The sequence below is a fragment of the Kitasatospora sp. NPDC029367 genome (assembly GCF_055569135.1).
Genome location: NZ_JBVHYH010000088.1, coordinates 1 through 10,674, shown reverse-complemented (window position 1 = coordinate 10,674; position 10,674 = coordinate 1). Strand labels below are relative to the sequence as shown.

Below are 10,674 nucleotides of genomic sequence, written 5' to 3'. Positions count from 1 at the left end.
GGGGTGGGGGGGGGGGAGGGGGGGGGGGGGGGGGGGGGGGGGGGGGGGGGGGGGGGGGGGGAGGGAGGGGGGGGGGGGGGGGTTTTCTCCCCCCCCCCCCCCCCCCCCCGCCCCCCGTTCCCCACGGTTTCCCCCCGTTCCCCCCGTTTCCCCGTGGGGTGACCCGACGTCCCCCGTCGCCGGGTCAGTCCGTCGCGATGGCCGCGAGGACGTTCATCCGTCCGGCCCGGAAGGCCGGTACGAGGGCGGCGACCAGACCGATCACCACCGAGGAGACCAGCGTCACGACGACCGTGGTGGTCGGGACGGAGAGCGTCCCGAGGCCCTGGTCCCGCAGCACCCGCTGGGCGGTGACGCCCCAGGCCAGGCCCAGCCCGGTGCCGAGCACGGCGCCGAACAGGGCGATCACCACGGACTCCAGCCGGATCATCCGGCGCAGCTGGCGGCGGGAGAGCCCGATCGCCCGCAGCAGCCCGATCTCGCGGGTCCGCTCCACCACCGAGAGGGCCAGGGTGTTGACCACGCCGAGCACCGCGACGGTGATCGACAGGCCGACGAGGCCGTAGATCAGGTAGAGCAGGGTGTTGACCTGGGACTGCACCAGCTCCTTGTAGCCGGCCTGGTCCTTGACGGTCAGCTGCGGGTACTGCCGCAGCGCGTCCTCCAGGGCGGTGAGCGTCTTGGCGACGTCGGTGCCCGGGGTGGCCTTGGCGAAGAAGGTTCCGACCGTCTGGTCGGCGGCCGGGACCACCTTGGTCGCGGTGTCGAGGCCGACGAAGGAGCCGTCCCCGAACAGCTCGCCCTTCTTGAAGACCACGCCGACCGGGAGCTGCTGGGTGCGGCCGCTGCCGTAGTCGACGGTGACCTGGTCGCCGAGCCTCAGGTTGTGGTCCTTGGCGAAGGTCTCGCCGATCCCCAGCGAGCCGGTCCCGATCGAGCCCACCGAGCCGGCGACGGCCGTGGCGTGGAAGTCGGTGCCGAAGAAGCCGGCCGGCACCGCGGTCAGCCTGGTCCGCGGCTTCTGGCCGTCGGCCAGCCGGATCCGCCCGTTGTCGAACCCGACCTGGGTGGTGACGTGGTCGATGCCCGGGGTCCGCTTCACCGCGTCGATCATCTCCCCGGTGACGCCGGTCGGGCCGCCGGAGATGATGTAGTCCACGCCCACCGAGCGGTCGATCTGCTCGCTCGCCGAGGTGACCGCCGAGGAGCTGAACACCGAGGAGCCGATCACCAGCGCCAGACCGATCATCAGCGCGGCGGCGGTGGCACCGGTCCGGCGCGGGTTGCGCATCGCGTTGCGCTGGGCGAGCTTGCCGGAGGGCCCGAACAGGGCCGGGAGCAGGGCGCCGAGCACCTTGATGACGACGGTGGCCAGCAGCGGGCCGAGCACCACGAAGCCGATCAGGGTGAGCAGCAGGCCCAGGCCCAGGAGCTGCCCGCCGGTGCCCGCCTTGTCCGCCTGGCCGGCGAGCACCAGCAGGCCGGCGCCGCCGCCGGTGAGCAGCACGCCGAGGATCGTCCGGACGACGTTGGAGCGGGCCTCGGCCGGGGTGCCGTGGTCGCGCAGGGCGGCCATCGGGGCGATCCGGCTGGCTCGGCGGGCCGGGATCCAGGCGGCGACGACGGTGATCAGGATGCCGACCGCGTAGCCGGCCACGAAGACGTCGGGCCCGATCACCAGGTCGCTGGCCTTGAGGTCCATGCCGATCGCGTTCATCAGCTTGATCAGGCCGACGGCGACGCCGAGGCCGACCGCCACCCCGAGGGTCGAGCCGAGCACGCCCAGGATCAGCGCCTCGACCAGCACCGAGCCGTTCACCTGGGCGCGGCTGCCGCCGATGGCGCGCAGCAGGCCGATCTCACGGGTGCGCTGGGCGACCAGCATCGAGAAGGTGTTGATGATCAGGAAGCCGCCGACGATCAGCGAGATCCCGGCGAAGCCGAGCATCGCGTACTTCATGAAGTCGAGGCCGCTGCCGATGGCCTTGGTGTTCTCGTCCTTCTGCTCGGCCGCGGTCTTGACCTGGTAGCCGCCGCCGACCTTGGCGAGGGCGTCGGCCTTGAGCTGGTCGTCGGTGCGGCTGCCGTCGCCGTAGGCCTCGACGGAGGTGTAGGCCGGCTCGCCGAGCAGCACCTGCTGGGCGGTCGGGGTGTCCAGGAAGGCCAGCGCCGCACCGGGGTTGGTGGTGGTGAAGGTGGCGATGCCGACGATCGTGTACGGGTGCCGGCCGCCCGCGTTGTCGACCCGGATCCGGTCGCCGACGGCCAGCTTGGCCTTCTTGGCGGTGTCCGCGTCCAGTACCAGTTCGCCGGAGTTCTGCGGGACGTGCCCGGAGGTGAGCTTCACCGCGTTGCGCGGGGTGTCGGTCCAGTTGCCGACCAGGGTGGGCGCGCCGCTGGTCGGGCCGACCAGCTTGTCGGTGGCCGGGTTGACCAGGATCGCGTTGCCGACCATGACCTGGCCGACGGCGGTCTTCACGCCGGGCAGCGCGGCGACCTGCTGGGCGAGCGCGGCCGGGACGGTGGCGGGCTTGTTCCCCGGCTGCGGGTCCTCGTCCTCGGCCGGCTTGGGCGGCTGGACCGAGACGTCGGAGGCGGTCGCGGCGAACAGCTTGGAGAAGGTGCTGGTGGCGGTGTTGGAGAACACCAGGGTGCCGGACACGAAGGCGACCGACAGCACGACGGCGATGAGCGAGAGCGCCATCCGGCCCTTGTGGGCGAAGAAGCTCCGCAGTGAGGTCTTGAGCAGCATGGTTTCGTCGTCCCGCCGCTCAGCTGGTGCGCTTGCCGTCGAAACGGCGCATGCGTTCGAGGACGGAGTCGGCGGTCGGCGCGTGCATCTCGTCGACGATCACGCCGTCGGCGAGGAACAGCACGCGGTCCGCGTAGCCGGCGGCGACCGGGTCGTGGGTGACCATGACCATGGTCTGGCCCAGTTCGTCCACCGAGCGGCGCAGGAAGGTCAGCACCTCGGCGCCGGCCCGGGAGTCCAGGTTCCCGGTGGGCTCGTCACCGAAGATGATCTCGGGGCGGGCGGCCAGGGCGCGGGCCACCGCGACGCGCTGCTGCTGGCCGCCGGAGAGCTGGGTGGGGCGGTGCTTGAGCCGGCCGGCCAGGCCGACGGTCTCCACCACCTGGTCCAGCCAGGCCTGGTCGGGTCTGCGGCCGGCGATGTCCATCGGCAGCGTGATGTTCTCCAGCGCGTTCAGGGTCGGCAGCAGGTTGAACGCCTGGAAGATGAAGCCGATCTTGTCCCGGCGCAGGCGGGTCAGCTGCTTGTCCTTGAGGCCGGTGATCTCGGTGTCGCCGATCCTGATCTGCCCGCTGGTGACCGTGTCCAGCCCGGCCAGGCAGTGCATGAGGGTCGACTTGCCGGAGCCGGAGGGGCCCATGATCGCGGTGAAACGGCCGCGCTGGATGTCCACGTCGACCGCGTCGAGCGCGGTCACCTTGGTCTCGCCCGAACCGTAGGCCTTGGTCACCTGGCGGGCCGAGGCGGCGACGGCGGACGCTCCGCCGGGAAGCTGGGGGTCGTACACGGCTGCTGCCGTCGTCACTGGAGTCTCCTAAGAAGTGGCCCACCCGTCGACCCCCACCCTCCCGATGCGGTCGGCCGGCGGACCCGATCGGATCGGGCCGCCTTGTGTGGGGCGGGGATGTAGGAACCACGTTAGGAGCCGGTCCCGGACGGCTCGTCCTCCGTCGGAATGAAGCGCTGCAACCAAGGTTCTACGGGTGCGGCACCCCTTTCCCCTAGGGGGTGCCGCGAGCCTTCTCGGGGGCGCCCCGTACGGGGTCGGGCCGGCGGCGGGTCAGCCGGTCAGCACCGGTGCGGCCAGCCGTTCCAGGGCGTCGGCGAACCCCTCCACGACGGGGACGAGTTGGGCGTCGGTCTCGCACTCGACGAGGGTCCGGCCGTCCTCCCCGGCGGTGATGTGGCGGTCGAGCACGAACCAGCCCTGGGTGATGTGGCCGGCGCCCATCGAGCTGAGCACCGGGCGCAGCGCGTAGTCGACGGCGAGGACGTGCGCGGGCGAGCCGCCGGTGGCCAGCGGCAGGACGGCCTTGCCGGCCAGCGCGTACTGCGGGAGCACGTCGAGCAGGGCCTTGAGCAGGCCCGAGTAGGCGGCCTTGTAGACGGGGGTGCCGATGATGACGCCGTCGGCACGGGCGAACAGCTCGGTGACGGCGACGATCCCGGGGTGGTCGAAGTCGCCGGACAGCAGGGCCTGCGCGGGCAGGCTGCGGGCCTCGAAGGGGATGACGTGGTGGCCGCGGTCCACCAGGCGCGCGTCGACGTGGCGCAGCAGCCGGGTGGTACGGGAGGTGGCGGACGGGGAGCCGGAAACGGACAGGACGGTGGCCATGGGTTCACCTCTGGCTGGAAGCGGGTCGGTGGTCTCGACGGGCGCGCTTCAACGACGACAGAGCGAACCGGACACACGCTGGAGGTCGACGTGGCGCCGACGCGTGAGTGCCCAACTCTGATCCATGTCGAAATGCAAACACGGTGCGTTCGAACCGGTCAAGAATCGTTTCGGCAGCCGGAACGACGGTGACGGGCACGTTTCACGCCGGAACGATCCGGTACGTGCATCAAAACTGCTACAAGAGGCCCGGCTGGGACCCCCGGGGGGAGTCAGCCGGACCGGGGTCGGGCATCCTCGACGGCATGAACACGTGGCAGGAGGGCCGCCCGGGCGGCGGAGGCAACCCCTACGGAGGCAACGGCGGCGGCGCGGCGTCCGAGCCACCGCTGCCGGCCTCCCTCAACCCGCGCGGGGCCGGCGCGCCCGCCCCCCGGCAGCCGGAACCGCCGCACCGCCTCGGCGGCGTCCCGCCGCAGGGCACCCCTGGCGGCCCCGGACGGCCGGGCCCCGGCGGCCCGGGCCCCGGCGGACCGGGCCGGCCCGGCGGCCCCGGTGGTCCCGGCGGCCCCGCCGGTGCGCGGCCGGGCGGTGCGCAGGCCCGGCGCTGGCCGCGGCGGCGGATCGTCAAGTGGACGGTCTTCGGCCTGCTGATCGCCGTCATGGTGACCGGCGTCTCCACCTGGTTCTGGGCGGACTCCAAGCTCAACCACGAGAACGTGCTGGCCGACTACCCGGGCCGCCCGGCCGCCGGCAAGGGCACCAACTGGCTGATCGTCGGCTCCGACAGCCGCGAGGGCCTCAGCGAGTCCCAGATGGACACCATGCACACCGGCCACGACGTCGAGGGCAAGCGCAGCGACTCGATGATGATCCTGCACGTCGGGGACCACGGGAACACGCTGATGAGCATCCCGCGCGACTCCTGGGTGCCGATCCCCGAGTTCAGGACGAGCGCCGGGAAGACCGTCAAGGCCACCACCTCGAAGATCAACTCGGCCTTCGCCACCGGCAACGGCCGGCTCCTGGTGCAGACCGTCGAACTGAACACCGGAATCCGCATCGACCACTACGCCGAGATCGGCTTCGCCGGGTTCGCGGGCATCGTCGACTCCGTCGGCGGCGTCCAGCTGCACATCGACCAGGACATCAAGGACAAGGACTCCGGCCTCGACCTCAAGGCCGGCGACCAGACCCTCAACGGCACCCAGGCCCTGGCCTTCGTCCGCCAGCGCCACCAGATGGCCGACCAGGACCTCGGCCGGATGCGCAACCAGCAGAAGTTCCTCGGCGCCCTCGCCCACCAGGCCGCCTCCCCGGGCACCGTGCTCAACCCGTTCACCTTCTACCCGCTGGTCGACTCGGCGCTCGGCACCCTGATCGTCGACGACGACTGCGGACTGACCGACCTGGGCTCGCTCTTCCTCGCCATGAAGGACGTCAACGGCGGCGGCGGCAGGAGCATGACCGTCCCGATCGGCAACGCCGACTTCCACACCAAGACCGGCGAGTCGGCGGTGCAGTGGGACGCGGCCAAGTCCAAGCAGGTCTTCGAGGCCTTCAAGAACGACACCGCGGTGCCCGAGTTCAAGTAGCCGCCCGGGGCCTGTCCGTCGGACAGGCCCCTGCGGCCGTCAGGCGGGGTCCGTCGGGCTGCCGCTCGTTCCGGCGGAGGCGGCCACCGGCAGCCGGTCGAGCACGATGCCGAAGTGCTCGCGGTACGCGGACAGCGCGGCGGCCTCGGTGAGTTCCTCCTCGGTGCGGGTGCCGTCGGGGGCGGTGCGGACCAGCCGGGTGCCGTTGAGGGTGGTCCGGCCGCCGTCCGCGGCGAGCATCGAGCAGGTGGTCCCCCGGGCGAACGGGGACTTCGGCGAGGTGGCGTGCCACCAGCAGGTCGGCACGAAGTCGGCCAGCGGGTACGGGCGTCGGCCGATCCGGTACTGCGGCACCCCGTCCAGCAGGACGTCCAGGTCGCCGTCATCGCCGTACGGCCGCAGCAGCGCCGTGCCGTGCGGGTCGGACTGCTCGGCGCGCCCGTCCAGGCGCACCGGGAGCCGGGTGAACCGGCCGAACCCCACGTCGGCCAGCCAGGGCTCGTCCAGGTCGACCCGCAGCGCCAGGTGGTCGAACGGCGGCCCGGGCTGGTCCCCGCCGAAGACCCGGGCGGCCAGCAGGCTCACCCGGTACCCCAGCGAGCGCAGCAACTCGGCGAAGGCGCCGTTGAGTTCGTAGCAGAAACCGCCGCGCCGACAGTCCACCACCTTCGCCACCAGCGCCGCCGGGTCCAGCACGATCGGCTCGCCGAGGTGGACACTCAGGTTCTCGAACGGGACGGCCCGCAGATGGGCCTCCTGCAAGCGCGCCAGGCCCGCCGCCGACGGCGCCCCGGGGTCCGGCACCCCGATCCGCTCCAGGTAGGCCGCCCGTACGGCCGGGGGCAGTTCCTCGTACGCGTTTTCATGATCCACCCGGCCATTCTCCACCCGGGCGGCGGGCCCGGGCCGGTGGGCCGCCGGCATCGGCCCTTCGGCCTGGGACGCACCTCCAGGAGGCACCACCGGGAGACACCACCGGGAGACACCACCGCCCCGGAGCGGGAGATCGGCAGATCCGACTCCCCGCTCCGGGGCGGTGGTGTGCGTCAGGGCCCAGGAGGGCTGCGGTCAGACGGACTCGACCACGCCGGACTTGGCGATCTTGATGGTGGCCGAGGTGCGGCCACTCGACGAGCCGAGGCTCTCGATCTTCTTCACGACGTCCATGCCCTCGACGACCTCGCCGAAGACGACGTGCTTGCCGTCCAGCCAGTCGGTGACGATGGTGGTGATGAAGAACTGCGAGCCGTTGGTGTTCCGGCCGGCGTTGGCCATCGAGAGCAGGCCCGGGCGGTCGTGCTTGAGCTGGAAGTTCTCGTCCGCGAACTTCTCGCCGTAGATGCTCTTGCCACCGGTGCCGTTGTGGTTGGTGAAGTCACCGCCCTGCAGCATGAAGGCGGGGATCACACGGTGGAAGCCGGAGCCCTCGTAGCCGAAGCCGTTCTGGCCGGTGGCCAGCTCGCGGAAGTTGCGGGCGGTCTGCGGGACGACGTCGTCGAACAGCTTGAAGACGATGCGGCCCGCCGGCTCGTCGTTGATGGTGATGTCGAAGAAAACGTTGGAACCCATGCAGGGATCATGGCACGAGCGGCCGCGCGTCGCGCGCCACCCCCGTAGGGCGCGAGGTCACGGCGGCGTGTTATCCGGCCGTCCGGCTCGCCCGGCCGGCGCCGGGTAGCCGCCCGCCCCTCCCCCTCCCCCCGGCGGGCTCAGGCCTTGAGCTTGCGCCACACCGTCTCCAGGGCGGCGATGTCCGCCGCGTCCAGCCGGTCGGTGAACACCGGGGCCAGGACGGCCCGCCGGGTGGCGTCCGCCTCGGCGAAGAGCGCACGGCCCTGCTCGGTCAGCTCGATCCGTACCGAGCGCGCGTCCGAGGCCGAGGGCGTACGGGCCACCAGCCCGCGCCCGGCCAGGGCATCCACCACCCGGGAGACCTGGCTGCGGCTCAGCATGGTCTTGGCGCCGAGGTCGGAGGCCGCCACCGGCTCCCGCTGCCCGGCCAGCCAGAGCATCACCTCGAACCAGGACAGCGGCAGCCCGTGCACCCGGGCGAGCTCCCGGTCCACCCGGGCGGCCAGCGTGGTGCCGGCCCAGACCAGGCCGTAGAAGGCGTGGTCCTGCTCCGACAGGGGGCCCAGGGAGAGATCGGCGCGGTCCATGCCGTTCATCGTACCTAGGTTGCGTGCGTGTGCACACAGTGCCGGGGTCGACGGGCGCCTCGCGGGCCACAGGCCGCCACCGGAACGGCCGACCAGTAGCATCGGCCTCCAACCAGCCCGAGGGGGGCGGAACATGACACGGATCGGGGTCTACCTGGCGCATCCGCGGCCGGGCAGCTTCAACCACGCGCTGTACCAGGCCGTGGTGGACGAACTGCGCGGGCGCGGCTGCGAGGTCCGGGCGCACGACCTGTACGCCGACGGGTTCGCGCCGCTGCTCACCGCCGGGGAGACCGGCACGGTCGACGACGCCGGGGCCGCCACCGACCCGCAACTCGCCGCGCACCGCGCCGAGGTGGCCACCCTGGACGCCCTGGTGCTGATCCACCCCAACTGGTGGGGCATGCCGCCCGCGGTCCTGGCGGGCTGGGTGCAACGGGTGCTGGTCCCCGGCGTCGCGTACAAGCTCGGCACCGCCGACGGCGAACCCGCCGGACTGCTGCGCGCCGGGCGGGCCCTGGTGCTGAACACCTCGGACACCCCCGAGGCCCGGGAGCGCGAGGAGTTCGGCGACCCGCTGGAGCGGATCTGGGCGGCCTGCGTGCTGCCGTACGTCGGCGTCACCGACGTACGGCGGACGGTGTTCCGCACCGTCACCGGCGCCCCCGCCGCCGAGCGCGCCGAGTGGCTGCGGCAGGCCCGGGAGCAGGCGGCCGCGCTGCTCGACTGAGCCGGCCCGGGCGACGGGGCTCGGGCGAGGGCGCTCGGGCGAAGGGCGCTCGGGCAACGCGGCTACAGGTCGAGCTCCGCCACGGCCTGGCCGCCGCTCAGCTCGCCGGTCGGGCGGAAGCCCAGCCGGGCGTAGAACCCGGCGGGGCCGTCCGGGCCCGGGTGGTAGGTGACCGTCGCCCGGGTGCCGCCACGGCGGCGGATCTCCGCGCAGACCTGCTCGACCGCGAACCGGCCGTAGCCGCCGCTCTGCTGCCCGGCGTCGACCAGCAGGCGCCACAGGCCGGAACGGAGGCGGTCGTCGGGCCGCTCGGGGTGGAAGCGGAGGTCGAAGAAGGCCATCACGAAGCCGACCGGCCGACCGCCGTCCACGATCAGCCGGGGCCAGGCCGCGTCCCCGTACACGTACGCCTCGGCCAGCGACTTCGCCACCGGGGCGACCAGGCCCTCCTGGTCGGGGCGGACCCGCAGGGCGAGGGCGGCGTCGATGTTCTCGGGGGTGAGCCGGGCGAGGCTGATCTTGTCGGACATGGCGGGCAGCCTAGGCAGCCGGGCTGCCCGCCGTCGCCCGAATTTCCCCGGCGGCCGCCGGGGCAGGGATTCAGACCCGGTGGGCCGCCGGGGCGGGGATCAGACCCGGCGGGCCGCCGGGCGGGGATCAGGCCCCGGCCGGGAAGTCGGTGCCGCGGCCGACCGCCGCCCAGGCCTCGGCCTCCTGGCGGGCGCCGTCCAGGTGGCCGAGGACGGCGTCCACCGCGTCGGTGCCGAGCGCCAGCCGCAGCGGGGTCCGCTCGGCGGCCAGCGCGCTCAGGATCGCCGCGGCGGCCTTCGCCGGGTCGCCCGGCTGCTTGCCGTCGGAGTCCGGCAGGCCGGTGCGGACCGGGCCGACCAGCGGCTCGTAGGCCTCGATCGGGGCGGAGTGGGCCAGCGCGCCACCGCCCGCGAAGCCGGTCCGGAACGCGCCCGGTTCGACGACCAGCACCTTGATCCCGAAGCCGGCCACCTCCTGGGCCAGTGCCTCGGACAGCCCCTCCAGGGCGAACTTGGTGGCCGAGTAGGCGCCGACGCCGGGGAAGGAGAAGCGGCCGCCCATGCTGCTCATCTGCACCACGGCGCCGGTGCCCCGGGCCCGCATGTGCGGCAGCACGGCCCGGGTGAGCGCGGCCGGGCCGAAGAAGTGCAGCTCCATGAGGTCGCGCAGCTCCGCGTCGGTGGTCTCCTCGACGGCGCCGATCAGGCCGCGCCCGGCGTTGTTGACCAGCACGTCGATCCGCCCGTGCCGCTGCACGGTCTCGGCGACCACGGCGGGGATCCGCTCCTGGTCGGTGACGTCCAGCTGCACCGGGACCAGCCGGCCCGGGTGGGCGGCGGCCAGTTCGGCCAGCGTCTCGGGGCGGCGGGCCGCCGCGACGACGGTGTCGCCGGCCGCCAGCGCGGCCTCGGCGATCGCCTGGCCGAAGCCGGAGTTGGCGCCGGTGATCAGCCAGACCTTGGCGTCGGCGCGCTGCTCGGGGGTGCTGCTCATGATCCGTGGTCTCCCGCAATGATCGTGCTCGGCAAACGAGTTGACGATCATTTATGACATCCGGCAACCCGTTCGTCCAGGAGAGTCGGATGCCGGACCAACAGCCGGACCAACAGCCGGACCAGGGCCGGACGAACAGCCGGACGACGAACGGCCCCCGACCGCACGGCGGCGGTCGGGGGCCGTTGCGAAGTGCCGGACGGCTACGGCAGGTTGCGGGCCATCACGATCCGCTGGACCTGGTTGGTGCCCTCGTAGATCTGGGTGATCTTCGCGTCCCGCATCATCCGCTCCACCGG

The 10,674-nt window shown here is 72.9% G+C and carries 12 protein-coding genes; 2 read left to right on the top strand and 10 right to left on the bottom strand.

Annotated features, from left to right (window positions below):
• Positions 1–184: 184 nt before the first annotated feature.
• The 4 genes from ACZ4W5_RS33180 to ACZ4W5_RS33165 form a co-directional block, all read right to left on the bottom strand.
• Entirely contained in the window at positions 185–2,752 is a 2,568-nt protein-coding gene (locus ACZ4W5_RS33180) for an ABC transporter permease (protein ID WP_465658732.1), read from the bottom strand.
• A 19-nt stretch (positions 2,753–2,771) separates the two neighbouring features.
• A complete protein-coding gene (locus ACZ4W5_RS33175) occupies positions 2,772–3,557 on the bottom strand; it encodes an ABC transporter ATP-binding protein (RefSeq protein WP_360244297.1) in 786 nt (261 codons plus the stop codon).
• A 255-nt stretch (positions 3,558–3,812) separates the two neighbouring features.
• Complete coding sequence (gene ssuE / locus ACZ4W5_RS33170) at positions 3,813–4,367, bottom strand: NADPH-dependent FMN reductase (protein ID WP_465658731.1); 555 nt, start codon at positions 4,365–4,367, stop codon at positions 3,813–3,815.
• A gap of 48 nt (positions 4,368–4,415) precedes the next feature.
• Complete coding sequence (locus ACZ4W5_RS33165) at positions 4,416–4,493, bottom strand: putative leader peptide (RefSeq protein ID WP_350509645.1); 78 nt, start codon at positions 4,491–4,493, stop codon at positions 4,416–4,418.
• A 179-nt stretch (positions 4,494–4,672) separates the two neighbouring features.
• Between ACZ4W5_RS33165 and ACZ4W5_RS33160 the strand changes: the two genes are divergently transcribed.
• On the top strand, positions 4,673–5,962 hold the full coding sequence (locus tag ACZ4W5_RS33160) for an LCP family protein (RefSeq protein WP_465658729.1): 1,290 nt from the start codon (positions 4,673–4,675) through the stop codon (positions 5,960–5,962).
• Between the two features lie 39 nt (positions 5,963–6,001).
• Here the strand turns inward: ACZ4W5_RS33160 and ACZ4W5_RS33155 are convergent, their stop codons facing one another.
• The 3 genes from ACZ4W5_RS33155 to ACZ4W5_RS33145 all read right to left on the bottom strand — a co-directional run bounded on the left by ACZ4W5_RS33155 (position 6,002) and on the right by ACZ4W5_RS33145 (position 8,121).
• Complete coding sequence (locus tag ACZ4W5_RS33155; protein ID WP_465658727.1) at positions 6,002–6,835, bottom strand: arylamine N-acetyltransferase family protein; 834 nt, start codon at positions 6,833–6,835, stop codon at positions 6,002–6,004.
• Positions 6,836–7,030: 195 nt separating this feature from the next.
• Positions 7,031–7,531: a peptidylprolyl isomerase gene (locus tag ACZ4W5_RS33150; RefSeq protein WP_360244286.1), complete on the bottom strand. Its 501-nt coding sequence runs from the start codon at positions 7,529–7,531 to the stop codon at positions 7,031–7,033.
• A gap of 140 nt (positions 7,532–7,671) precedes the next feature.
• A complete protein-coding gene (locus ACZ4W5_RS33145; protein WP_402491351.1) occupies positions 7,672–8,121 on the bottom strand; it encodes a MarR family winged helix-turn-helix transcriptional regulator in 450 nt (149 codons plus the stop codon).
• A 133-nt stretch (positions 8,122–8,254) separates the two neighbouring features.
• Between ACZ4W5_RS33145 and ACZ4W5_RS33140 the strand changes: the two genes are divergently transcribed.
• The gene (locus ACZ4W5_RS33140; RefSeq protein ID WP_360244280.1) at positions 8,255–8,851 is read left to right on the top strand and encodes an NAD(P)H-dependent oxidoreductase; all 597 of its coding nucleotides are present in this window, start codon (positions 8,255–8,257) and stop codon (positions 8,849–8,851) included.
• Between the two features lie 62 nt (positions 8,852–8,913).
• On the opposite strand, the gene ACZ4W5_RS33135 is transcribed toward ACZ4W5_RS33140, so the two are convergent.
• From ACZ4W5_RS33135 to ACZ4W5_RS33125, 3 genes are all read right to left on the bottom strand, one after another.
• Positions 8,914–9,381, bottom strand: coding sequence for a GNAT family N-acetyltransferase (locus ACZ4W5_RS33135; RefSeq protein WP_465658725.1), 468 nt, complete (start codon positions 9,379–9,381; stop codon positions 8,914–8,916).
• A gap of 127 nt (positions 9,382–9,508) precedes the next feature.
• Entirely contained in the window at positions 9,509–10,375 is an 867-nt protein-coding gene (locus ACZ4W5_RS33130) for an oxidoreductase (protein ID WP_465658724.1), read from the bottom strand.
• Between the two features lie 203 nt (positions 10,376–10,578).
• The coding region (locus ACZ4W5_RS33125) for an acyl-CoA dehydrogenase family protein (RefSeq protein WP_157849844.1) at positions 10,579–10,674 on the bottom strand (96 nt) is incomplete at its 5' end.

Excerpts from the sequence above, each read along its gene's own strand:
- ACZ4W5_RS33180 (WP_465658732.1), bottom strand. The coding sequence starts at position 2,752 with ATGCTGCTCAAGACCTCACTGCGGAGCTTCTTCGCCCACAAGGGCCGG.
- ssuE (WP_465658731.1), bottom strand. The coding sequence starts at position 4,367 with ATGGCCACCGTCCTGTCCGTTTCCGGCTCCCCGTCCGCCACCTCCCGT.
- ACZ4W5_RS33165 (WP_350509645.1), bottom strand. The coding sequence starts at position 4,493 with ATGGATCAGAGTTGGGCACTCACGCGTCGGCGCCACGTCGACCTCCAG.
- ACZ4W5_RS33160 (WP_465658729.1), top strand. The coding sequence starts at position 4,673 with ATGAACACGTGGCAGGAGGGCCGCCCGGGCGGCGGAGGCAACCCCTAC.
- ACZ4W5_RS33150 (WP_360244286.1), bottom strand. The coding sequence starts at position 7,531 with ATGGGTTCCAACGTTTTCTTCGACATCACCATCAACGACGAGCCGGCG.
- ACZ4W5_RS33145 (WP_402491351.1), bottom strand. The coding sequence starts at position 8,121 with ATGGACCGCGCCGATCTCTCCCTGGGCCCCCTGTCGGAGCAGGACCAC.
- ACZ4W5_RS33140 (WP_360244280.1), top strand. The coding sequence starts at position 8,255 with ATGACACGGATCGGGGTCTACCTGGCGCATCCGCGGCCGGGCAGCTTC.
- ACZ4W5_RS33135 (WP_465658725.1), bottom strand. The coding sequence starts at position 9,381 with ATGTCCGACAAGATCAGCCTCGCCCGGCTCACCCCCGAGAACATCGAC.
- ACZ4W5_RS33130 (WP_465658724.1), bottom strand. The coding sequence starts at position 10,375 with ATGAGCAGCACCCCCGAGCAGCGCGCCGACGCCAAGGTCTGGCTGATC.